The sequence below is a fragment of the Methylobacterium sp. 142-1Y genome (genome assembly GCF_057747795.1).
Map to the genome: position 1 here is coordinate 4175623 of NZ_CM173224.1, position 22459 is coordinate 4198081.

General features: G+C 71.1%; 19 protein-coding genes. 4 read left to right on the plus strand and 15 right to left on the minus strand.

The genetic code is table 11. The annotated features are described in order from the left end of the window. Positions 1-374: 374 nt before the first annotated feature. Genes AC3AOF_RS19090 through AC3AOF_RS19125 form a run of 8 tightly spaced genes read right to left on the minus strand, consistent with a single transcriptional unit; the run spans position 375 to position 11623 of the window. Positions 375-2297 carry a response regulator gene (locus tag AC3AOF_RS19090; protein WP_488346183.1) on the minus strand — a complete coding sequence of 641 codons (1923 nt, stop codon included), beginning with the start codon at positions 2295-2297 and terminating at the stop codon, positions 375-377. A gap of 8 nt (positions 2298-2305) precedes the next feature. Beyond that, positions 2306-4045 carry a response regulator gene (locus AC3AOF_RS19095; RefSeq protein ID WP_488346184.1) on the minus strand — a complete coding sequence of 580 codons (1740 nt, stop codon included), beginning with the start codon at positions 4043-4045 and terminating at the stop codon, positions 2306-2308. Beyond that, positions 4042-5094 (minus strand): chemotaxis-specific protein-glutamate methyltransferase CheB, encoded by a 1053-nt coding sequence (gene cheB / locus AC3AOF_RS19100; RefSeq protein ID WP_236992746.1) that lies wholly within the window; start codon positions 5092-5094, stop codon positions 4042-4044. Before cheB ends, AC3AOF_RS19095 begins: the two co-directional genes overlap by 4 nt. Positions 5095-5111: 17 nt before the next feature. After that, on the minus strand, positions 5112-7379 hold the full coding sequence (locus AC3AOF_RS19105; RefSeq protein WP_488346185.1) for a hybrid sensor histidine kinase/response regulator: 2268 nt from the start codon (positions 7377-7379) through the stop codon (positions 5112-5114). 25 nt (positions 7380-7404) lie between these two features. Beyond that, entirely contained in the window at positions 7405-9081 is a 1677-nt protein-coding gene (locus AC3AOF_RS19110; protein WP_236989381.1) for a methyl-accepting chemotaxis protein, read from the minus strand. A gap of 31 nt (positions 9082-9112) precedes the next feature. Further along, a complete protein-coding gene (locus tag AC3AOF_RS19115) occupies positions 9113-9706 on the minus strand; it encodes a chemotaxis protein CheW (protein ID WP_488346186.1) in 594 nt (197 codons plus the stop codon). After that, on the minus strand, positions 9706-11124 hold the full coding sequence (locus tag AC3AOF_RS19120) for a CheR family methyltransferase (protein WP_488346187.1): 1419 nt from the start codon (positions 11122-11124) through the stop codon (positions 9706-9708). Before AC3AOF_RS19120 ends, AC3AOF_RS19115 begins: the two co-directional genes overlap by 1 nt. A gap of 7 nt (positions 11125-11131) precedes the next feature. Continuing rightward, positions 11132-11623 carry a chemotaxis protein CheW gene (locus AC3AOF_RS19125; RefSeq protein WP_488346188.1) on the minus strand — a complete coding sequence of 164 codons (492 nt, stop codon included), beginning with the start codon at positions 11621-11623 and terminating at the stop codon, positions 11132-11134. A gap of 228 nt (positions 11624-11851) precedes the next feature. Here AC3AOF_RS19125 and AC3AOF_RS19130 point away from each other — a divergent pair, with 228 nt between their 5' ends. The 3 genes from AC3AOF_RS19130 to AC3AOF_RS19140 are packed head-to-tail and all read left to right on the plus strand — an operon-like array spanning position 11852 to position 13708. Continuing rightward, a complete protein-coding gene (locus tag AC3AOF_RS19130; RefSeq protein WP_488346189.1) occupies positions 11852-12526 on the plus strand; it encodes an energy-coupling factor ABC transporter ATP-binding protein in 675 nt (224 codons plus the stop codon). Beyond that, the gene (locus AC3AOF_RS19135) at positions 12523-13131 is read left to right on the plus strand and encodes an energy-coupling factor transporter transmembrane component T family protein (RefSeq protein ID WP_488346190.1); all 609 of its coding nucleotides are present in this window, start codon (positions 12523-12525) and stop codon (positions 13129-13131) included. The genes AC3AOF_RS19130 and AC3AOF_RS19135 overlap by 4 nt, the downstream gene beginning before the upstream one ends. Positions 13132-13159: 28 nt before the next feature. Continuing rightward, a complete protein-coding gene (locus AC3AOF_RS19140; RefSeq protein ID WP_488346191.1) occupies positions 13160-13708 on the plus strand; it encodes a biotin transporter BioY in 549 nt (182 codons plus the stop codon). A 10-nt stretch (positions 13709-13718) separates the two neighbouring features. Here the strand turns inward: AC3AOF_RS19140 and pyrE are convergent, their stop codons facing one another. The 4 genes from pyrE to tesB form a co-directional block, all read right to left on the minus strand. Further along, positions 13719-14309 (minus strand): orotate phosphoribosyltransferase, encoded by a 591-nt coding sequence (pyrE, locus tag AC3AOF_RS19145; protein WP_488346192.1) that lies wholly within the window; start codon positions 14307-14309, stop codon positions 13719-13721. 190 nt (positions 14310-14499) lie between these two features. Further along, positions 14500-16014 carry an ammonium transporter gene (locus tag AC3AOF_RS19150; protein ID WP_236989373.1) on the minus strand — a complete coding sequence of 505 codons (1515 nt, stop codon included), beginning with the start codon at positions 16012-16014 and terminating at the stop codon, positions 14500-14502. A gap of 177 nt (positions 16015-16191) precedes the next feature. Further along, positions 16192-16530: a P-II family nitrogen regulator gene (locus AC3AOF_RS19155; protein ID WP_048450383.1), complete on the minus strand. Its 339-nt coding sequence runs from the start codon at positions 16528-16530 to the stop codon at positions 16192-16194. Between the two features lie 254 nt (positions 16531-16784). After that, positions 16785-17663 (minus strand): acyl-CoA thioesterase II, encoded by an 879-nt coding sequence (gene tesB, locus AC3AOF_RS19160; RefSeq protein ID WP_488346193.1) that lies wholly within the window; start codon positions 17661-17663, stop codon positions 16785-16787. A 126-nt stretch (positions 17664-17789) separates the two neighbouring features. On the opposite strand from tesB, the gene AC3AOF_RS19165 reads away from it, so the two are divergent. Continuing rightward, positions 17790-19070 carry an FAD-dependent monooxygenase gene (locus AC3AOF_RS19165; RefSeq protein WP_236989371.1) on the plus strand — a complete coding sequence of 427 codons (1281 nt, stop codon included), beginning with the start codon at positions 17790-17792 and terminating at the stop codon, positions 19068-19070. A gap of 303 nt (positions 19071-19373) precedes the next feature. Here the strand turns inward: AC3AOF_RS19165 and AC3AOF_RS19170 are convergent, their stop codons facing one another. The 3 genes from AC3AOF_RS19170 to AC3AOF_RS19180 all read right to left on the minus strand — a co-directional run bounded on the left by AC3AOF_RS19170 (position 19374) and on the right by AC3AOF_RS19180 (position 22416). Beyond that, positions 19374-20090 (minus strand): hypothetical protein, encoded by a 717-nt coding sequence (locus AC3AOF_RS19170; protein ID WP_488346194.1) that lies wholly within the window; start codon positions 20088-20090, stop codon positions 19374-19376. Positions 20091-20335: 245 nt separating this feature from the next. Further along, the gene (locus AC3AOF_RS19175; RefSeq protein ID WP_236989370.1) at positions 20336-20971 is read right to left on the minus strand and encodes a response regulator; all 636 of its coding nucleotides are present in this window, start codon (positions 20969-20971) and stop codon (positions 20336-20338) included. Continuing rightward, positions 20968-22416: an ATP-binding protein gene (locus AC3AOF_RS19180; RefSeq protein WP_488346195.1), complete on the minus strand. Its 1449-nt coding sequence runs from the start codon at positions 22414-22416 to the stop codon at positions 20968-20970. Before AC3AOF_RS19180 ends, AC3AOF_RS19175 begins: the two co-directional genes overlap by 4 nt. Between the last annotated feature and the right edge of the window lie 43 nt (positions 22417-22459).

Consider the following 22459-nt stretch of genomic DNA (forward strand, 5'->3'; position numbering starts at 1 on the left):
CGAAGGTGCGAGAGAAGATGAGGCGGCTAAAGCATTCTCCGACGACGCGGATGCCGGGTCGTCTCAGAAAATGCGGCAAAATCAAAGACTTGGATGAGCGCCCGATGGCATCGTCACGGCACGCGACAATGGTCGGAAACCTGCCGGCCATGGGCCTCACCCGCCCTCAACCTCATCCTGAGGTGTCAGTCCATCATCGATGGACTGACCTCGAAGGAGACTCCAGGGATCGCGCGGTCTCTGGAGCCCTCCTTCGAGGCTCACTCCGTTCGCACCTCAGGATGAGGTCGCGGGTAGGAGAGCCCTAAGACCGGCGAGCTTCAGGCCGGTGTCGTGTACCGTGCGACACCGTAATCGGGCACCGTTCTAAGAATTCAGCCCCCCGGCGCGAGCAGGCCCGCCACCCGCGCCGCCAGGTCGGCGGAGGGGAAGGGCTTTTCCAGCACCGAGAAATCCGCCGGGATCCGCGCCGCCTCGGCGTGGCCGGTGACGAGCAGGAACGGCAGGGCGGGCCAGTTCCGGCGCACCGCCTCGGCGAGGTCGAGGCCGCTCATGCCGGGCATCGCCAGGTCGGCGACGACGAGATCGAACCGCTCGGCCGCGAGCCGTTCGAGCGCCGCCTCGCCGCTCGGCACCGCGGTCTCGTCGTAGCCGAAGCCGTTGAGGAACGAGGCCGTGACGTGGCGGACCTGGGGATCGTCGTCGACCACCAGGATCCGGGCGCGGCGCGGCGCCGGGACCGGGGCGCTTGCCGCGATGGGGGCCGCCTCCACCACCTCGTGGGAGCGCGGCAGGTAGAGCAGCACCGTGGTGCCGTGCCCGACCTCGCTCTCGATCCGGATCGTACCGCCGGATTGCTGGACGAGGCCGAACACCATGGCAAGGCCGAGCCCCGTGCCCTGGCCGACGCCCTTGGTGGTGAAGAACGGCTCGAACACTCTCCCTAAAATTTCCGGCGGGATGCCGGTGCCGGTATCGCGGATCGCGATCACCGCGTAGTCGCCGGGCTTCAGGTTCGGATCGGAACTGGCCCGCACCGTCTCGTTGCGGGTCGAGAGGGCGACGATCCCGCCCTCGGGCATCGCGTCGCGGCCGTTGATGCAGAGGTTGAGGATCGCGAGTTCGAGCTGGTCGGGATCGACCTTCACCGGCCACAGATCGTCGCTCAAGGCGTGCTCGACCTGCACGAAGCCCCCCAAGCTGCGCCCGAGCAGGTCGTCCATGCCGCGGATCACCGCGTTGAGGTCGACGACGCGGGCCTGGAGGTCGCGGCGGTGGCTGAAGGTGAGGAGGCGCTTGGTCAGCGCCGCGCCGCGCTGCGCGGCTTGAGCGGCATTGGTCATCAGCCGCGTGAGGCGGGCATCCCCCGCCACCTTCGGCAGGGCGAGTTCGAGGCTGCCGAGGATCGCCGTGAGCAGGTTGTTGAAATCGTGCGCGACGCCGCCGGCCAGCGTGCCCAGCGCCTGCATCTTGTCGGCCTGGCGCAGGCGTCGTTCCAGCAGGCGCTGCTCGGTGATGTCGCGCGCGATTACCGCGAGATGGACCACCGCCCCGGCGGGATCGCGGATCGGCACCCGCGTCACCTGGTTCCAGGATTCCCGGGCCGGCGCCGACGCACCCTCCGGGCCGCCGCCCTTGACCACGATCTCGGTCGGCGCGCCGGCTTCGACCGCCGACCGGTCGGCGGCCTCGGCCGCCTCCGCCGCGGAGCTCAAGGCAGGGCCGAGGATCGCCGCCTCGGTGCGGCCGAGGCAGGCCTCGATCGAGGGGGCTCCCAGGCGTTCCGCCATGCGGGCGTTGAGGCGCAGGAAGCGACCGTCGGTGTCCTTGAAGGCGATCGCATCGCCCGAATGATCCAGGAGGCCGCGCAGCAGGGCGCGTTCGGTCGCGAGTTCCCGGGCGAGGCGGTGGCGCTCATAGGCGCTGCGCACCGCGTTGCGCAGCAGCGCCGGGTCCCACGGCTTGGTGATATAGCCGGTGATGCCGCCGCGATTGAGCGCCGAGACCACCGCCGAGATGTCGGCATAGCCCGTGAGCAGGATCGACTGCGCGTCCGAGATCTCCCGGGCCCGGGCCAGCAGGGCGTCGCCGGTCAGGCCCGGCATGCGCTGGTCGGAGAGAATGACGTCGATGTCGGGCTCGGCGGCGATCAGCTCCAGGGCCTCGGCCGGCCGGCTGGTGGTGATGACCCGGTACTCGTCCTCGAACAGGTCCTCGAGGGCGACCAGGATGTCCGGCTCGTCGTCGACCGCCAGGATGGTGCCGCGCAAAGTCGGCTTCGTCGCGCTGGTCGTCATGCCTACGCTCATGCGGCCCGCCTCGGAATGCTGATCACGAAGCAGGCCCCTCCCTCGGGCGACGATTCCACGGATAATTGTCCGCTATGCGCCTGCACGACGCTGTAGGCAATGGCGAGACCTAGCCCGGTGCCGGATCCGACCGGCTTCGTGGTGAAGAACGGCTCGAAGATACGCTCGCGCAGATCCTCCGGCACGCCCGGGCCGGTGTCGCAGATCCGGATCACGTCGTGGTCGTCGCGGATCGCGGTCTCGATCGTGATGGTGCCCTCATGGGGAATCGCGTCGGCGGCGTTGCCGAGGATGTTCATCACCACCTGGTTGAGCAGGGCCGGCGAGCACCGGATCTCGGGCGCGCCGGCGAACTCCTTGCGCACGGCGATGCGCGTGCCGAGCTTGTGCTGGATCAGCGCCAGCACGTTCTCGATCGCGTCCGGCACGTTGACGGTCTGCATCTCGCCCTCGTCGAGGCGCGAGAACTTGCGCAGGTTGACGACGAGATCCTGGATCCGGGACAGGCCGAGGCGCATCGACCCGACCCGGTCGCGGGCCTTGTCGAGGGCGCGCCGCGACGGATCGCCCTCCGGCACCGCGCCCGCCACCTCGCCGATCAGCCGCTCGACCGTGCCCTGATGGGCCAGGATGAAGGCCAGCGGATTGTTGATCTCGTGGGCGATGCCGGCGACCAACTCGCCGAGGGAGGCCATCTTGGCGGCCTGGACGAGCTTGGCCTGGGTGTCCTTGAGGCGGTGATTGGCCTGTTCGAGGTCGTGGTTGGCCTGCGCCAGGGCGCCGGCGAGAGCCGCCTTCGCCTCCGCCGCGGTGGCCTCGGCCTTGGCACGCTCGGCGGCGAGCGCGTGGCGGCGCACCTCGTCGGCGACCCGGCGATCGTCCTCCTCCAGGAGCTTACGGCGCACCAGCGTGCGCACCCGGATCGCCAGGAGATCGGCATCGGCTCCCCGCGGCGAGACGTCCTTCGTCACCACGTCGTCGGCGCCGGCCGAGAACGCCTCGACCAAGAGGTCCTTGCTGGAGGAGGCGGCCGAGCCGATCCCGACGAGGGAGAAGCCCGGCGCCCCGGCGCCGGTGGCGGCATGCCGGAGCGCGTCGATCCGGCGGCAGAGCGCGATGGCGTCGAATCCCGTGCCCAGCAGGTCCACCGTGACGCAGTCGAAGCCTTCACCCGCGGCCTCGAGCGCCGCCATCGCCTGGTCGGGCCCGTCGGCGGCGACGACCTCGTGCCCCTCCTGGCCGAGCAGCGCCGAGAGATAGGCCCGGAAGGTCGCCGAGCCGTCGACGACGAGAATGCGGGCGCGGCGGAAATTCGCCGTCCGGCCCGGCTCGTCCGCCGGCACGGCGGCGCGCTCACGTAGCAGCGCCCGGATGCGCAGCAGCAGGAGGTCGCGGTCGGCGGATTTCGGCACGTAGGCGTCGGCGCCGCTCTCCAGGCCCTGTCGCTCGATGTCCCGCCCGCTCGCCTCGGTCAGCATCAGCACCGGCGTCGCCCGGGTGCGCATGGCGAGCCGCATCTGACGCGTCAGCTCGTCGCCGTTCATCCCGGGCAGGTGGTAATCGGCCACCACCAGATCGGGCAGGCCGTGATTCATCGCCTCGAGCGCCGCTTCCGCCGTGGCGTGGCGCGTCACCGCAAAGCCGTTGCGCTCCAGGAAGAGGCGCAATTGCAGGGCCTGGGTCTCGGAATCCTCGACCAGCAGGATGCGGGACGAAGAAGCGGGCGAGCCCGTCACGCCGGGAAGCCCGGCTGGACGGCCCGCAGGATCCGCGGGGCGATCAGGTCGAGGGGGAGCACGCTGCCCGCCGCCTTGAGGCGCACCGCCGCTGCCGGCATCCCGTAGACCACGGCCGAGCTCTCGTGCTCGGCGATGGTGGCCGCTCCCGCCAGATGCATGTCGAGGAGGCCTTGGGCGCCGTCCTCGCCCATGCCGGTCAGCAGCACCCCGAAGCCACGCGGTCCGGCCGAGCGGGCGACGGAGCGGAACAGCACGGTGGCCGAAGGACGCTGGCCGCCGACCGGCGGTTCGTCGACGAGGGTCAGGAGACCGCCGGGCCCGAGCGCCAGGTGCCGGTCGCCGGGCGCGACGTAGACGTGGCCGGGTTGCGGCCGCACGCCCTCGGTGGCGATGACGACGGTGAGCGGCACGACGCCGTTCAGCCAGTCGGCGAAGCCCTCCATGAAGGCCGCGCCCATGTGCTGGACGAGAAGCACGGGGAGCGGGAAATCCGCCGGCAGGCCGCCGAGCAGCCTGGCGAAGGCGGGCGGTCCCCCCGTCGAGGCGGCGACCGCCAGCACGCTCGGCGCCTGGGTCGCGGGTATCGTGCCTCGAAAATCCTCCCGGGGTGCATCGCCGCGGGTGAGGCGTTCCGCGCCGATCGGCCGGCGCCGGATCACCGGCACCTGGCTCATGATGCGCAATTGCGTGCAGATCTGGTCGGCGATCGCCTCGTAGGCGCGGTGGCCGGTGCCGACCGGCTTCTCGACTACGCTGAGCGCGCCCGCCCGCAGGGCGTTCATCGAGATCTTGAGCGAGGAATCCTCGACCGCGTCGGCCACGACCACGATCGGGGTCGGGCGCTCGGCCATGATCCGCCGGGTGGTCTCCAGCCCGTCGATGCCCGGCAGGCGGATATCCATCGAGATCACGTCGGGCTGGACCCGGTGGATCTCGCGCAGGGCCTCCTCGCCGGAATCGACCGCGGCGACGAGGGCGAGCCGCGGGTCGCGGCTGACGATGTGGGCGAGGAGCTGGCGCACCACCAGCGAATCCTCCACCAGCATGACGCGGACGGGGGTGCTCACAGCAGCTGACCGATCGTGTCGAGAAGCTCGCGCTGGTCGAACTTCTGCTTGGTGATGTAGGCGTCGGCCCCGAGATCGAGGCCCCGGCGGATGTCGGCGGGATCGCCGCGGGAGGTCATCAGGATCACGGGCAGCCGCGTCAAGCCCGGATCGGCCTTGACCGCCTGGAGCAGGCCGAACCCGTCGAGGCGCGGCATCTCCACGTCGGCGACCACGAGGTCGACGTCCGCCCCATCCCGGCGCAGGCGGTCGAGGGCGTCCTGCCCGTCGACGCAGACGAAGACCCGGTAGCCGTGGGCCTCCAGGATGCTCTTCTCCAGGGTCCGGGTGGTGATCGAATCGTCGACCACCAGCACGGTCGGCACCCGCTTCGCGCGGCGCTCCGAGGTGCTCGCGGGGGCGGCGGCCACCAGCCCGCCGGTTCGCGCCCGGGCGCACACGCCGTCCGGATCGAGCACCAGGGCGGGCATCTCGTCGGCGAGCATGACGGTGCCGGACATCAGCTCGGGGTCGCCGCCGAAAGGCGGGGCCGGGCCGACGAGGAGCACCCGCACGTCGAGGAGCCGGTCGACGGCGACCGCACTGAGCGCGGGGCCGCAGCGCAGGAGGACGGCGCGGACGAGGCCGTCACGGAGGGGGAGGGGAGCGACACCGGATCCGAGGAGCGAGGCGAGGGGGACGAGAGGCACGACAACGTCCCGTCCCCCCTGCTTGATCCGTGCCGCCGGCTCGCCGGCGACGGACGCGAGGTCGCGCTCGGTGAGGCGCAGGAGGCCGGCGACCGCGCCGCTCGGCAGGCCGAAGGTCTGGGGCGCCTCGCCCGGCCTCAGGGCCGCCTCGACGAGCAGCACCGGCTGGCGCGCGGCGGAGAGCGGCACGGTGATGACCACGTCGGTGCCGGAGGGCTCCGCTGGCCGTAAGGAGGCCCGGCCGCGCAGGGACCGCGCGGCTTCCGCCACCACCGACAGGCCCATGCCGCGCCCGGCGATCCGGTCGACGGCGGTCGCGGTGGAGAAGCCCGGGGCGAAGACGAGGTCGAGGATCTCGTCCGGGCCGGGCTCAGGTCCCGGCGCCACCAGGCCCTGGCGCCGCCCGGTCTCGAGGATGCGGGCGAGGTCCGGGCCGCGGCCGTCGTCGCGGATCGTCACCACGAGCTGGCTGCCCTTCGAGGCGACCGACAGGGTGACGGACAACGCCTCGGGCTTCCCCGCCTTCCGCCTCGCCTCGGGACTTTCCGCTCCGTGGCTGATCGTGTTGCGCAGGGCGTGCAGCACCGGATCCTTCAGCGCTTGCAGCAACCCGCGATCGACCTGGAGGTCGAGGCCGTTGAGCCGCACCTCGATCGGCAATCCGGCCTCGCGGGCGATCTCCCGCACCATCCGGCCGTAGCCGCCGAACACCGTCTCGGCCGGGACCAGGAGCAGCCGGTCGGCATCGTCGCGCAGGCGCCGCAGGGCGGTGTCGACCGCGCCGGTGCTGCGGCTCTGCACCCGGGCGAGGCCCGAGATGCCGCGGATCACGGCCCGAAGGTCGCCGTCGAGGCGGCGCACCCGGTCGACGAAGCCGTCGAGCGCGATGCCCGCCGGGTCGCCGGCCTCGCGCAGGCGGCGGGCGAGCGCCACCATCTCGCCGGTGCGCCCCTGCACCGTGTCGACGCTGCGGCGCAAGGCGCGCGCGCCGGATTCGAGCCCCGTGACCGCCCCACCGATCGCCTCCTGGCCCTGGAGCACGGCGGTGAGGTCGTGCACCGCCTTCGACAGGCTCTCGACTTGGTCGCTGGCGATGCGCAGGTAGGAGATCGCGCCGTCATGGGGCTCGGGTGCCGGCTTCGGCTCGGGCCTGGGTTCCGGCTCGGGCCTGGATGCGGGCTCGGCGGACGGGACCGGCGCGCCGGACAGGCAGGCATCGAGCGCCGCGATGGCATCGGCGGGGGCCGCCGGCTCAGGGGTCTCGGCGAGGCCCGCGACCAGCCCCTCGATCCGGTCGAGGGCGAGCTCGACCACCCCGGCGGTGGCCCGGTCGAGGCCGGTACGGCCCTGCACCACCCGGTCGAACAGGGCCTCCAGCCGATGGGCGATCTCCTCCACCGCCGGCAGGTCGACGGCGCGGGCCGCCCCCTTCAGGCTGTGGGCGCGGCGGAAGACGTCGTTCCAGTCCGCCGGCCGACCCGCCTCGGCGGCGGCGAGGGCCGCCCGGATCGCCGCGAGGTGCTCGCGGTGCTCGGCGTCGAAGGCCGCGAGGAGGAGCTGGCGGATGTCGTCCATCGGGGCGTGGCGCTGTCTTCGTCGCTCAGAGCCGGTAGCGCTCGGCGAGTGCCAGGAGGGCGCTCGCGAGTTCGCTCAGGTTGGCGGCGGCGGCCTCGACCTGGCGGGTGCCGGCGGCGGTCTGCTGGCTCGCCTGGCGGATGTTCTGGAGCGCGCCCATCACCTGCTCGATGCCGAGCTGCTGCTGGTTGGTCGAGGCGACGATCTGCTGGAAGGTCTGCACGCTCTCCTGCACCCGGGCGGTGATCTCCTCGATCGTCGCATGGGTGGTGTCGGTGCGCTCCTTGCCGACCGCCACGCGCTTGACCGCCTCCTCCGTCAGCATCACCGAGGCGTTGATGCCGCGCTGGATGTCGCCGAGGATGGCCCGCACCTGGCCGGTCGCCTCCTTGGCCTGGTCGGCGAGCGCCTTCATCTCCGAGGCCACCACGGCGAAGCTGCGCCCGCTCTCGCCGGCCGCCGCCGCCTCGATGGCGGCGTTGAGCGCGAGCAGATGCGTGCGCTCCGAGACGTCGTTGACGGTCGCGATGATCTCGCCGATCGCCTGCGTCTTCTCGCTCAACGCCACGATGTTCTCGGCCACCGCCTCGCTCTGCTCGCGGATCGCGTCCATGGCCTTCGCCGTCTCGTCGACGGCGCGAAGCCCGGCGCTCGAGGTCTGGGCGGTGGCCTGGGCGGTCGCGATCACTTCCTGCGCGCGCTTGCCGATCTGGGCGCCGGCATGGGTGATCTCGTCGACGGTGGCGGCGGTCTCCTGCACGGCGGCGAACTGCTCCTCGACGCTCGCCGCCTGCTCCTGGGCCGAGGCGCGGATCTCGGCCGCCGCCGCGTTGAGGTTCGAGGTCGAGGCGCGGTTCTGGCTGGCGAGCTGGCGCAGGCCCTCGACCATCTGGTTGAGCACGCCCCCCAGGCGCCCGAGCTCGTCGCGGCTGGTCTCGGCGATGCGGCCGGTGAGGTCGCCGCTGCCGACCTTGCCGACGAAGACCATCACGGCGTCGAGGGGCTGCACCACCGAGCGGCGGATCAGCACCGTGATGACGACCGCCATGACGACGCAGATCGCGAGCGCCACCAAGGTCGAGAGCCGGCTCTCCTCGTAGATCGCCCCGACCCGGCGCTGGCCGGCGGTGATCGCCCCGTCGAGGGCGTCGCGCGCCGCCCCCATGGTGCGCACGAAATTCTCCCCGGACTGGTCGAGGGCGGTCTCGGACGCCTGGATGGCCGGGACGTCGTTGGCGTTGAGCGCCTCGAACTGGCGCTCGGTGGCGGTGCGGGTGGTGCGCAGCTCGGCCCCGGCCGCGACCAGCAGCTCGGCGATGCGCTGCCAGGCGGCGGCGCGGTCGGCCGAGAGCGACTGCGCCCGGTAGTCGTTGGCGGTGGTGATGGCGCCGGCGAGCGCCGTCTCGGCGGAGGCGGCGATGCGCCGCCAGGTCACCGTCGGCTCCTCCTTGGAAGTCAGCTCGCGGCCGAGCGCGCGGAGATAGTAGCGGGTGGCCGCCTCGTCGCGCAGGTCGCTCATCCGGCGCTGTGCCTCGCGGATGTTCTCGAGCTGGTGCATCACCGTCAGGTCGCGGGTGACGATGATGTCGGTGGCGTTGCGCACCTCGCCGATCTGCCCGACCGCGTAGACGCCGAGCGCCACGATCACCAGGACGACGGCGGAAAAGCCGAGGAGGATGCGGTTCCCGATCGAGAGCGACACGCGAGAGAGTCTCTTTGGCTGGATGGCGGGGTCAGGCCGGCCCGGGGGGCTCGGCCGCGAGGAGCGGCGCCAGGAGAGAGGCGAGGTCGATCACCGCGAAGCCGGATGCGTCGGCACCATGGTCGTCGGCGGTCAGCGCGGCGCGGGCATAGCCCGCCACCGCCCGCCTGCCCAGCCCTTCGGCCGAGGTCTCGACCACGGCCTCGGCCATGGACAGGACGCGATCGACCCTGAGGCCGATGCGGGGACCGTCGCGGCGCAGGAGCACGACGTGGCCGGCGGCGCCCTCCGGGGAGGCCGGCGCGGTCCCCAGCGCCACCGCGAGATCGACTACGCTGACCAGCACCCCGCCCCGCCCGGTGAGGCCGACGAGCGCGGCCGGCGCTCCCGGCACCTTCGTGCAGGGCCGGAACGGAAACACCTCGGCGACGCCGTCGAGGGGCAGGCCGATCGTCTCGGCGCCGGCCCGGCAGACGAGCAGCGACCGGGTCGGCCGCGCCTCCGGCGCCGTCCCGCGGGTGGCGAGGCTGCGGGTGCGCGAATCCAGGATCGCCTCGATCCGGGCGGCGGTCAGGGCGGACTCGCCGGGCAGGGCCGGCCCGGCGGGAAGGGCGGATTGCGGCATCAGGCGGCCTCGTCGCCGAGGAGCAGCCGGGCGGCGCCGGAGAGGTCGGCGGCCGTGAGCCCGTCGCCCTCGGGCAGGGTCGCCTCGGCCGGCAGGCTTGCTGCGAGCCGCAGGGCATTGGCCACGGCACGCCGCCCGGCCTCGCGGCGGCCGGCGGCGATCAGGGTGAGGCCGAGGTGGTAATGCGCCATCACGAAACCTTTATCGAGATAGAGCGCGCCGCGGAAGGCGCGTTCCGCCTCGTCCGGCCGGGCGCGGGCGCGGGCCAGCAATCCTTCGTAGTAGCGCAGGCGCGGATCGGTCGGGTCCTGCAGGAGGGCCGCCCGGCAGGCCTGCCAGCTCGCCTCCAGGTCGCCGGCATCGGCGAGCGCCCGGACCACCGCGACGGGGCCTTCCGGCACGGCGACCGGGGCGGGCGGGGGCATCGCCGGCACGAACCGGGCCGGCTCCGGGACCGGCCCCGTCGGGGGCAGGAGCGGCATCCAGCTTGTGTCCGGGACCGGCTCCGGCCAGGCGGGCAGGGGCGGGCCTATGTCCGGCGCCATCCTATCCTCCCGCCCTTCGTCCGGGCGGCGATAGGCGGCGGTGCCCGGCAGCGAGACGGCTTGCAGGAATTCCGCGAAGGCCGGGTTCGGCTCGGCATGGCCCAGCAGCAGCCAGCCGCCGGGCCGCAGGCGCTGCGCCAGGGCCCGCACCAGGGCCTGCACCACGTCCGGGTGGAAGTAGATCAGGACGTTGCGGCACAGGATGAGGTCGTAATCGGTCAGCGCCAGGGAGGCGGTGCCGTCCAGGAGGCTCATCAGGTTCTGCGGCTCGAACCGGGCGAGGCCGCGGAACTCAGGTTTCAGCGCAAAGGTGCCCTCCCGCGGGCCGGGCCGGAAATAGCGCTCGCGCTCCTCCGCCCCGAGGGTCCGCAGGGCCCAGGTGCCGTAGACCGCCCGCCGGGCGACTCCGAGCACGTCCCGATTGATGTCGGTGCCGGTCAGCCCGATCCGCCAGTCGGGCAGGCGCTCGCCGAGGAGTTCGTGCAGCACGATCCCGACCGAGTAGGTCTCGGGCCCGGTGGAGCAGCCCGCGCTCCAGATCCGGAGCCGCCGCTCGGCGCCCCGGGCGGCGATGCGCTCGGGCAGGATCGTGCCGCGCAGGGCCGCGAATTGCTCGGCGTAGCGGAAGAAGAACGTCTCGCCGATGGTGATCTCGGATTCGAGCGCCGCCCACTCGCCCTCCGATCCCTCCAGCACCGCCAGGTAGCCGGCCGGATCGGGCACGTCCCGGGCGCGCATGCGCCGGCCGACCCGCTCCCACAGGAGGTCGTCCTTGTCGGCGTAGTAATGGTGGCCGGTGCGGGCGACGAGGCGGCTCTTGAGTGCCGCGAAGGCCGGGTCTCCGGTCGGGGCCGCGCCCTTCAGGGGCCGCATGTCCGGTTCAGGCCGCCCACTCGGCGAGGCGCGCCTGCGCCTCCCGGGTCTGCGCCGCGACGCGGTCGCGCTCCTCGGCGAGGAGGATGCGGTCGACCGCGAGCCCGTGCACCAGCCGCTCGCCGATCCGGATCTCGGTGCAGACGCAGCCGTTCAGCGTCGCCGCGTCGGCGATCGGCCGCACCTGGGTCTGCTCGACCCGCACGACGTCCGCGACCCGGTCGACGAGCAGAGCCATGGGGGACTCGCTCTTGAGCAGGATCAGGTGGCGGTAGAGCGCCGCCCGGGCCGTCGCCGGCTGGCCGAGGCCGAACAGGACCGCGAGATCGACCACCGGCACGGCGCTGCCGGCGAGGTTGAGGAAGCCGGCGAGCGCCCCCGGCGCCCCCGGGGGCCGCCACAGCCGGGGCAGGGGCAGGATCTCCCGCACCGCCTCGCGCGGCAGGGCGCAGTCCGTCCCGGCGATCGCGACCAAGAGATAGGCCGTCCCGGTCGTCATCCTGTGTACCCCCGCGGGCCGATCCGCCCATGCGTCAGATAGGGGAGACGGTGACGGTTTCCAAACCGCCGGGAGTCGCCGCATCGCCTGAGCCTTGCGTCCTGTCGGCCAGCGCCGGAGGTGCTATGAGGCGCCGCCCGGCCCCGGGTCCCGACCCGTGAGGGGGCAGCGTCGTCCATGACCGAAAGATCGCCATGACCGAAAGATCGCCATGACCGAGAGGTCGCCATGATCGAGATCCGGCAGGTCACCCACGCTTTCGGCGAGCGCGTGGTGCTCCGCGACCTCACCCTCGACCTGACGGAACGGCGCATCGCGGTAGTGGGCGGCAACGGCAGCGGCAAGAGCACCTTCGCGCGCCTGCTCAACGGCCTGCTCCTGCCCTCGCAGGGGATCGTGCGGGTCGACGGGCTCGACACGCGCCGCGACGGCAGGGCGGTGCGCCGCAAGGTCGGCTTCGTGTTCCAGAACCCCGACAACCAGATCGTGCTGCCGGTGGTGGCGGAGGATCTCGCCTTCGGGCTGAAGAATCTCGGGCTGCCCAAGGACGAGATCGCCCGGCGGACCGAGGAGGCCCTGCGCCGCTACGACCTGTTCGCCTTGCGCGACCACCCGGCCCACCTGCTCAGCGGCGGCCAGAAGCAGCTCCTGGCGCTCGCCGGCGTGCTGGCGATGGCGCCCGACGTGATCGTGTTCGACGAGCCGACGACGCTGCTGGATCTGCGCAACAAGCGCCGGATCGCGCAGGCCATCGACGGGCTCGCCCAGCGGGCGATCGTGGTCTCGCACGATCTCGCCTTCCTTGAGCATTTCGACCGGGTGCTGGTGTTCGAGGACGGCCGCGTCGTGGTCGACGACCGCCCCGCGGTGGCGCTCCCGGCCTATGTCGCGAGGATGTCGTGACTCCCTATGTTCCGGGGGAGGGCCCTGTCCATCGCGTCCCGTCGGGGGCGAAGATCCTCGCGCTGATCGTCGCCGGCACTTGTCTGTTCGCCCTCCCGCGGGTCGATCTCGCCATCGCGGCGCTCGTCGTCACCGGGCTGCTCTACCGGCTCGCCGGCATCCCGGCCCGCCTCGTTCTGGCGCAGCTGCGGCCGTTGGCCTGGATGCTGGCCGTGCTGATCCTGGTCCAGCTCGCCCTCGACGGCTGGCTCGCCGGCCTGCTGGTGGCCGCCCGCCTCGCCGCCCTGGTCCTGCTCGCCGGCCTCGTGACGCTCACGACGCGCACCGCCGACCTGATCGAGGCGCTGCAACGCGGCCTGTCCTGGCTCGGGCCCCTGGGCGTCGATCCCGCCAAGGTGGGGCTCGCCATCGCGCTCACCTTGCGCTTCATCCCGGTGCTGGCCACCGTCACCGCCGAGGTGCGCGAGGCGCAGCGGGCGCGCGGCCTGGAGCGCAGCCTCGTGGCGCTCACCGTCCCGGTCGTCGTGCGGATGCTCAAGATGAGCGACGACATCGCGGCGGCGATCGATGCGCGCTCCTACGACCCGGACGGGGCCGGCCGCTGAACACCCCTCCCTCCCACCAAGGACTCCCATGTCGACCCGGGACATCGTCTTCGTCGCGCTCTTTGCTGCCCTCACGGCGGCGCTCGGACTGTTTCCGCCCGTCGTCCTGCCGGTCGTCGGCGTGCCGATCACCGCGCAATCGATGGGCGTGATGCTGGCCGGCGCGATCGCGGGGGCGACCCGGGGCGGGGCGGCGCTCGCCCTGTTCGTCGTCCTGGTCTGCGCCGGGCTGCCGCTGATGGCCGGTGGGCGGGGCGGGCTCGGCATCGTCATGGGCCCCGGCGGCGGCTTCGTGCTGATGTGGCCGGTCGCCGCGTTCGTGATCGGGTTCCTGTACGAGCGGTCCCTGCGCAGCCTCACGGTGTGGAAGGAGGCGCTGATCCTCGTCCTCGGCGGAATCGTCCTCACCTACGCGGTCGGCATCCCGTGGATCGCCGCGGTCGCCCGGGTCGATCTCGCCAAGGCGGCGATCGGCTCGGCCTGGTTCCTGCCGGGCGACGCCGTGAAGGTGGTCCTCGTTGTGTCGATCGCCCGGGCGGTGCGCCGGGCCTATCCGACGCTCCCGCCGCGGGCGTGAGAGGAGTGTGTCAGGCGCCCGGCAGGGCGCGGCTGCCGGGCTTGACCGCCGGGATCGCGGCGAGCTCCGGCGGCAGCTGGTCGGCCGGGTAGTTCGGGATGTCGAGGGTGACGAGGGCGACCAGCGGCAGGCCGAGATCGGCCTTGCCGCCCGAGCGGTCGATCAGGCAGGCGGCGCCCACCACCTCGCCGGGCTCGGAGGTCAGGGCCGACAGGCATTCGCGCGACGACAGGCCGGTGGTGACGATGTCCTCGACCATCACCGCGCGGGCGCCCTTCGGGATCTGGAAGCCGCGGCGCAGGGCGAACGGCTTGCCGGGATCGCGCTCGACGAAGATCGCCTTGGCGCCGAGCGCCCGGGCGGTCTCGTAGCCCGGCACGATGCCGCCGATCGCCGGCGAGACGACGTAATCGACCCGGCCGTAGCGCTCCTCGATCCGCTCGGCCAGCGCGCTGCAGACCCGCGCCGTGCGCACCGGATCGGTGAAGATCGCCATCTTCTGCAGGAACACCGCGCTGTGCAGCCCGGAGGAGAGCACGAAATGCCCCTCCAGCAGGGCACCGGCGGAGCGGAATTCGGCGAGGACGTCGTCGGGGGTCATGGTGGCCTTCAGTGGTCGTTGGGGCGTCACTGAATCGGGGCTTGTGGCAGCGCGCCCGCCCGGGTGCAATCCTGTCGGGCGCCGGCGATGGGCCTGCGCCTCCATGAAAAAAGCCCCGGCGCGACCGCACCGGGGCTCCTTTCGTCGTCGAGGCGAGCCGGGGCGATCGCCGCCCCGGCCCGCCCGATCCTCAGTAGTTGTAGGCCCGCTCGCCGTGATCGGCGAGGTCGAGGCCTTCGCGCTCCTCGTCCTGGGTCACCCGCAGGCCGACCACCACGTCGACGATCTTGTAGAGGATCGCCGAGCCGATGCCCGACCACAGGATGGTGAAGCCGACCGCCTTGGCCTGGGACAGGAAGGCCGGGCCGAACTCGTAGGCCGCGGCCACCAGCTCGCCGGGCTTCGTCGCGTAGTCGGGGGCGCCGACGCCGCCGAGCGCCGGGTTGACCAGGATGCCGGTGGCGAGCGCGCCCAGGATGCCGCCGACGCAGTGCACGCCGAAGACGTCGAGGGAGTCGTCGTAGCCGAGCGCGTTCTTGACGGTCGAGCACATCACGAAGCAGACGGCGCCGGCGACGAGGCCCAGCACGATCGAGCCCATCGGGCCGGCGAAGCCGCAGGCCGGGGTGACGGCGACGAGGCCGGCGACCGCGCCCGACAGCATGCCCAGCAGCGACGGCTTGCCCTTGGCGGCCCACTCGACGAGGAGCCAGGACAGGCCGGCCGCGGCGGTGGCCACGAAGGTGTTGATCATGGCAAGCGCCGCCGAGCCGTTGGCCTCCAGGTTGGAGCCGGCGTTGAAGCCGAACCAGCCGACCCACAGCAGCGAGGCGCCGATCATCGTCATGGTGAGCGAGTGCGGGGCGAGCAGGTCGCGGCCGTAGCCGATGCGCTTGCCGAGCATCAGGCAGCCGACGATGCCGGCGATGCCCGCGTTGATGTGCACCACGGTGCCGCCGGCGAAGTCGAGGGCGCCCCACTTGAACAGCAGGCCGGCATCGGCGTTGACGGCGTCGAGGGCGTCCTGGGCCGCCTTCTTGGAGGCCTCGTCGGTGGCCGCCGCCAGCGCCTTGGCGGCGTTGCCGACCGCATCCGGGCCGCCCCAGTACCAGACCATGTGGGCCATCGGGAAGTAGATGAAGATCAGCCACAGCGTGCTGAACAGCAGCAGGGCCGAGAACTTCATGCGCTCCGCGAAGGCGCCGACGATCAGCGCCGGGGTGATCATCGCGAACGTCATCTGGAAGCAGATATAGACGTATTCGGGGATGACGACGCCGTTCGAGAAGGTCGCTGCGACCGAGTTGGCGTCGACGCCGCGCAGGAACGCCTTCGAGAAGCCGCCGACGAAGTCGTTGAGGCCGCCGCCATTGGTGAAGGCGAGGCTGTAGCCGAAGAACACCCAGACGATGCAGGCGACGCAGACGATGGCGAAGACCTGGGTCAGCAGCGACAGCATGTTCTTGGTGCGCACCAGGCCGCCGTAGAACAGCGCCAGGCCCGGCACCGACATCATCAGCACCAGCGCGGACGAGATCAGCATCCAGGCGGTGTCGCCCTTGTTGGGCAACGGCGCCGCGGCCGCGGCGGCCGGCGCTGCCGTCGCCGCCTCGACGGTCGGCGTCTGCGCCAGGGACGGCTCCACCAGGAGGAGCGCCAGCGCGGCGCCTCCCAGGCCCAGAGCCAGGACGTTGCGAAGCTTCATGGAAGAGGAACTCCCGATGGAATCGAAGGCAATGGCGTGTAAGGAGTCGCGGGACACCGTAACGGCCCCGCGTGGAAGGCGATCTCGGCAGATTTGCGGTTCGCAACTCTGCCTATTGTCTTATTGTTTCCGCATCATGTTCATCGCCGAACCGGTGGGCGCCTCGGCAATTGCGACTTAGAGGGCGTCGACGTCGGTCTCGCCGGTGCGGATGCGCACGGCCTTCTCGAGCGGCATCACGAAGATCTTGCCGTCGCCGATCTGGCCGGTGCGGGCGGCCGCCGCGATGGTGTCGACGACGTTCGAGACCAGGTCGACGGCGACCGCCACCTCGATCTTGAGCTTGGGCAGGAAGCTGACGGCGTACTCGGCCCCGCGATAGATCTCGGTATGTCCCTTCTGCCGGCCGTAGCCCTTCACTTCGGTCACGGTCAGGCCGTGCACGCCGATGCTGGTGAGGGCGTCGCGGACCTCTTCCAGCTTGAACGGCTTGATGATGGCCATGACGATCTTCATGGGACGAGCCCCCTTTCGATTTGGCGTCTGACGCCCGGGCGGACCGGGGCGACGTGTGAACCGGCGTTCGAGGCGAACCCGTTGGCCCCCAGGCGCCGGTCTCGAAAGGCATCAATCAAGGAACGTGCCACGATCGGGCGACGGACCTACGGACAAGCTGCCCGGTTCCTGGGCCGATTGCGGATAATGAAGCCGCTCCGGATGGCAATGCCGGTGAAAGAAGCGGCAATTGCCCAAATCGTGGGCGTAGCGGATCAGGCTTCCGGCTCGGGGAGCACACGCTTCTCGCGGATCATGCCCTCCTGCGCGACCGAGGCCACGAGGGTACCGTCGCGGGTGAAGATCAGCCCGCGGGAGAAGCCGCAGCCGCCCGACGCACTCGGGCTGTCCTGGGCGTAGAGCAGCCACTCGTCGGCCCGGAACGGCCGGTGGAACCACAGGGCGTGGTCGAGGCTCGCCGGCTGGATCTCGCTCTCGAACACCGTGCGGCCGTGGGGCGCCAGCGAGGTGTCGAGCAGCGTCATGTCCGAGGCGTAGGCGAGCACCGCCTGGTGGATCGCCGGATCGTCCGGCAGGGGCGAGGTGGCGCGGATCCAGACGTGGAACCGCGCCGGGCCCGGCTCGCGCGAGCCGTAGCGGGCGAGCTCGACCGGGCGCAGTTCGATCGGCCGCTCGCGCTCGAAATAGGCCCGGACCGGCTCGGGCATCCGCGGCAGCATCGAGGCCTTGAGCGCGCCTTCGCCCGGCAGATCCTCCGGCATCGGCACCGCCGGCATCTCGGCCTGGTGGTCGAAGCCCGGTTCCTCGACGTGGTAGGAGGCCGACATCGAGAAGATTGGCCGTCCGTGCTGGATCGCCACCACCCGGCGGGTGGTGAAGCTGCGGCCGTCGCGGATGCGGTCGACCTCGTAGACGATCGGCACCTTCGGATCGCCGCCGAGCAGGAAATAGGCATGCAGCGAGTGCGGCCGGCGCTCGGGCGGCACCGTCCGGGTCGCGGCGACGAGGGCCTGGCCGATCACCTGGCCGCCATAGACCCGCTGCCAGCGATCCTTCGGCGAGCGGCCCCGGAAGAGGTTCTGCTCCAGCGGCTCCAGGTCGAGGATGTCGAGGAGGTCGGCGACCGCGTGCAAGGGCGTGTATCCGGGCTGGTGGAGGGGTGCGTAGCTGACGCAGGCCGATGCGCGCCGTCAAGCGACGCCAAGCGCTCGCCTTGTGCTATGAGGCGGCCCACCGGACGAGCAGCGGGCGAACGCGAGATGGCGCAGGGTGTGGGCGTGAGCGGGCGGCGGGGAGCGGCGCGGGAGATCGTGGTCGCGGGCGGAGGCTTGCCGGGTCTGGCCCTGGCCCTCGCCCTGCGCCAGGCCCTCGGCGAGGCCGTGCGGGTCACGGTCTGCGATCCGGCCTTCGGCCGAATGGGCACCCCGCGGGACCTGCGCGCCTACGCGGTGGCGGCCGCCGCCCGGCGGATGCTGGAACGCCTCGGCGTATGGGACACGGTCGCTTCCGGTGCCCAGCCGATCCGCGAGATGGTCATCACCGACAGCCGCCTCGCCGACCCGGTGCGGCCGACCTTCCTGACCTTCGAGGGCGAGGTCGCCGCGGGCGAGCCCTTCGCCCACATGATCGAAGGCGGCGGCCTGCTGAGCGCCCTGCGCGACGCCGCCGCCGCTGCCGGCGTGGTGCTGGAGGCGAGCCCCGTCTCGGCGGCCGTGCCGGAGACCGACAAAATCGGCGCGCGCCTGCCCGACGGTCGGACGATCCGGGCCGATCTCGTCGTGGCGGCGGACGGCGCCCGATCGCGCCTGCGCGAGGCCGCCGGCATCGGCTGGGTCGGCTGGTCCTATCCGCAATCGGGCATCGTCGCCACGGTGGCGCATGAGCGCGACCACGAGGGACGGGCGATCGAGCATTTCCTGCCCTCCGGCCCGTTCGCGGTGCTGCCGCTGCCGCAGAATGGCTCTCTTGGCGGGCCGCTCGGCCACCGCTCCTCGATCGTCTGGACCGAGCGGCAATCCGAGGTTCCTGCCCTTCTCGGCGGCGGTCCCGAGGAGACCCTGATGGAGGTCGAGCGGCGCTTCGGGCTTGCGCTCGGTCGGCTTGCCCTCGAATCGCCGCTCCGGGCCTATCCGCTCTCCTTCGGCATCGCCCGGCGCTTCGGCGCCCGGCGCCTGCTGCTGCTGGGAGACGCCGCCCACGTCATCCACCCGATCGCCGGCCAGGGCCTGAATCTGGGCCTGCGCAGCGCCGCCGCCCTGGCGGAGGCGCTGGCCGACACGATGCGCCTCGGCCTCGACCCGGGCGGTCCCGAGGCTCTGGAGACCTACGAGCGCAGCCGGCGCTTCGACACGCTGGCGATGGGCGCGGCCACCGACGGCCTCAACCGCCTGTTTTCCAACGATGCCCTGCCCGTCCGCCTCGCCCGCGACCTCGGCCTCGGCCTGGTCGATCGGCTTCCGGGCTTGAAGCGGCTGTTCATCCGCGAGGCGGCGGGGTTGCGGGGGCGGCAGCCGCGGTTGATGCGGGGGGAGGCGTTGTAAGGAGAGAATGCTGTTTGTATCGAGCGAGCTTGGAGACTACTTGCTAGTCGATCGTGAATCCGCATCCCTAGCCGGCTAGTCTACGGTTTGTTCCGCTTGCACTTTCGGCAAGAGGGCGAGGTCTAGCGATGTCTGCGGGATCGTAAGGGGCGCCGTTTGTTGGTCCCTCCGTATCGATGGATCTGGCATCTTCGGCCGCAGCGCGCCTGAGTCGCGCTACGCTTCGGCGAGTGGCAATAACCATCAGCACCGCGGCAACAATGCCTGCGAGCGGCGGCAGCAGGAGATATAGGTCCACCATCCTCATTGCTGCATGCTCCCGAGCAGCGTTCGCGCAGTCCAATGTATGCCCGTCGCAACGAAAGCCCAAACCCCTGCGGTGATGAGTGTGACTTGGCCGCTTGGCGGTGAGCTGGCAAGGGGGAAGCTAAGTGCGACGATCGGTAGCAAGGAGCCTCCCATGATGACTCCAGCGGATATCGTGTTAAGGAGATTGCAGCCGAGCTTCAGTCTCTCGTTGTGGATTGCATTGCGCAGATCTTTATCTAGCTTGATTTTCGCTGGATTTTTTCCAAGATTTATACTTTTAGGTAGATCATTGTTGCCCAGATAAAATTCATATATTCCTAATAATGCATTGTGGTCAGGCTCTATTTCTGAGATGGAAAGCAGAATATAAATCAATTCCTCCAGTAGCAATGTGAAATCATCGCGACTCCGCGCTTTTGCTCTATCGGACCAGCTTTTGATGATATTTGTATTTAATCTAAGATATTCCTTATTGTCTATTTTTTGATTTTCCTCATATCTCCGGAGCGTCCTAAATATCCCTTCGAGGGTCCCATCCAAGTGATAGAAATTACCTGTATCTATGTCCTTGACTAGAGCCAAGAAGAGCGGACTTCTGCAAGCCTTTATGGCATAGAGCGTTTTGCTCATAGCAAGTTTTGCAACTTGCAGTTCGATATTTTCTGTTTCCATGATGGCGCTTTGGCCTTCGGCAAGGCACTCGTTCGACATCGATAACAAAGCTTATTCAAAAAAGCATTAATGGTCGTGCCTAGCAATGATTGCCCCGTATCACTACCGGGCCGAAGATTTGACCTGACGGCTGATCCACAGGGTTTCCTCGCTGTTGATAAAAGCGAACGCGCAGGTGCGTGCAAGGCCGTCTCTCGAGCGAAGTCTCGGATATTTCAGGACTCGATATGGCCAGCCTTTACCGTGATTTGGTGATCACCTCACGGCTGCGCTGAAGCTGAGACTCACCGCAAATCCGCCACGTGCCGCACCGCAAAATGCGTCAGCTCGGTCAGCGTCGCCACCCCGAGGCGCTGGCGGAGCGCTGCACAGGAATTGGTCACCGTCTTGTAGCTGACCGACAGATCCTCGGCGATCGCCGCGTAGCCCCGTCCCTCCGCCAGCAGCGCCAGGATGCGGCGCTCGCGGGCGCTGAGCGCACCCAGCAGGGAGCGGCGCGGATCGGCCTGGAGCAGGGCGACCTCGGTGGCGAGCCGCCCGTCGAGATAGGGCCGCCCGGTCCGGACCTGCTCGTAGGCCCGCACCAGGTCACCGGCGGGCGCGTCCTTGAGCACGTAGCCGATAGCGCCGGCGGCGAGGGCCCGGGCGACGATCGCCGGGTCGGCATGCATGCTGAACACCAGCACCCGGGTGGCCGGCACCCGCTTGCGCACCCGGCCGATCAGGGCGAGGCCGGCCAGATCCCGGCCCGGGAAGGCGAGGTCGATCACCGCCACCTCGGGCCGGCGGCGCAGGATCGCGCGGTAGCCCTGCGCGAGGCAGGCCGCGCCCCGCACCTCGGCGCCCGCATCCTCGAACAGGCGCCGGGCGCCCTGGAGCACGATCGGGTGATCGTCGACGATGACGACGGTGCGGGTCACGGAGCCTCCTCCTCGGGCGTGCCGGCCGGGAGCACGATCCGCAGGGAGGTGCCCGGCGCGCGCGGCTCCAGCGCGAGCCGGCCGCCCAGGGCCTCGACCCGCTCGCGCATCCCGGCGAGTCCCCGTCCTTCGCGTCCCACGCCCCCTGCAACGCCGGGATCGTCGGCCAGGCCGCTCCCGTCGTCGTCGACGCTGAGGCGCAGGCTGTCCGCCTCGTCGGCGACCGCCACCGTCACCCGCGACGCCCCGGCATGGCGGAGCGCGTTGGTCAGCCCCTCCTGCACGCAGCGATAGATCGTCAGGTCGACGAGGTCGCCGTAGCCGGCCTTCAGCCCGGCGAAGCGGCCCTCGACCGCGATCTCGGGATGGTGCCGGGCCGCCTCGCGCACCAGGAGTTCGAGGCAACGGGCGAGCGGCACCTGACCGAGGCCGGCCGGGCGCAGGCGGTTGAGCAGCGCCCGGTTGATGGTCTGCACCCGCGTGACGATCGCCGCGATGTCGTCGGTGCGCTGGATCAGGCGGCTGCGGGCCGGCTCGTCGAGGGTTCCGGCGATGCGGGCGATCGAGGAGGAATTGGCCTCCATCGCGAACAGGCAGGGGCCGAACTCGTCGTGGAGTTCGAGCGCCGTGCGCCGCCGCTCGTCCTCCTCGGCGGTCATGACGCGGCGATGGAGCCGGAGGTTGGCCGCCCGCGCCGCGCCGAGCGCCTCGGCGAGGCGGTTGAACCGGGTCGCGATCACGGCGAGCTCGCGGGTGTCGGGCCGGCCGACCCGGGCGTCGTAATCCTGCTGCTCGAGCCGCGTCAGCCCGGCGGCGAGCTGGGCCAGCGGGCTCAGGATCCGCCCGAAGGCGACATGGAGAATCACCAGCATGGCGAGGCTCAAGGAGAGGCCGGTGAGGCCGAGCGCCAGGGCGTAGCCCCAGACCTCGTCGATCTCGTCCGAGGGCTCGGCGGTGACGAGCGCGGTGCCGATGCGGGCACCGCGGAGCACCAGCGGCACCTCGTGACGTTGCGCCGGCGGGGCGATCAGGGCGGCGAACCAGCGGGGCGCGCGCCGCGTGCCCTCCCGCCGCGGGCTGGCGGCCACCGGATGGTTGGCGGCGTCGAGCAGGGTCACCCGGACGTGGCGCAGGCCCTGGAAGCGGTAGGACAGGGTCCGGAACAGGCCGGGCAGCGGCGCATCCTGCCAGGTCTGCAGGGTGTCGGCCTGAAGGGTCTCGGCCACCAGCGGCTCGACCACCGCCAGCGAGGCCGCGGTCTCGACCTCGGTGGCGGTTCGGGCCTTGTGGATGATGACCGCGCCCGAGATCGCCGCCGCCACCAGGTTGATGAGGACGACGACCACCATCAGCCGCGCCCGCATCGGGCGGCCGGACCAGAGGGCGGGCAGGCGCCGGCGGGGGGCGGCGTCGGGCTCGGTGGTGGGGAGCGGGGTCGGGCGCAACGGGCTCTCGGGGGAGCGAGGGAAAGCCGCGATACGGCAGGCC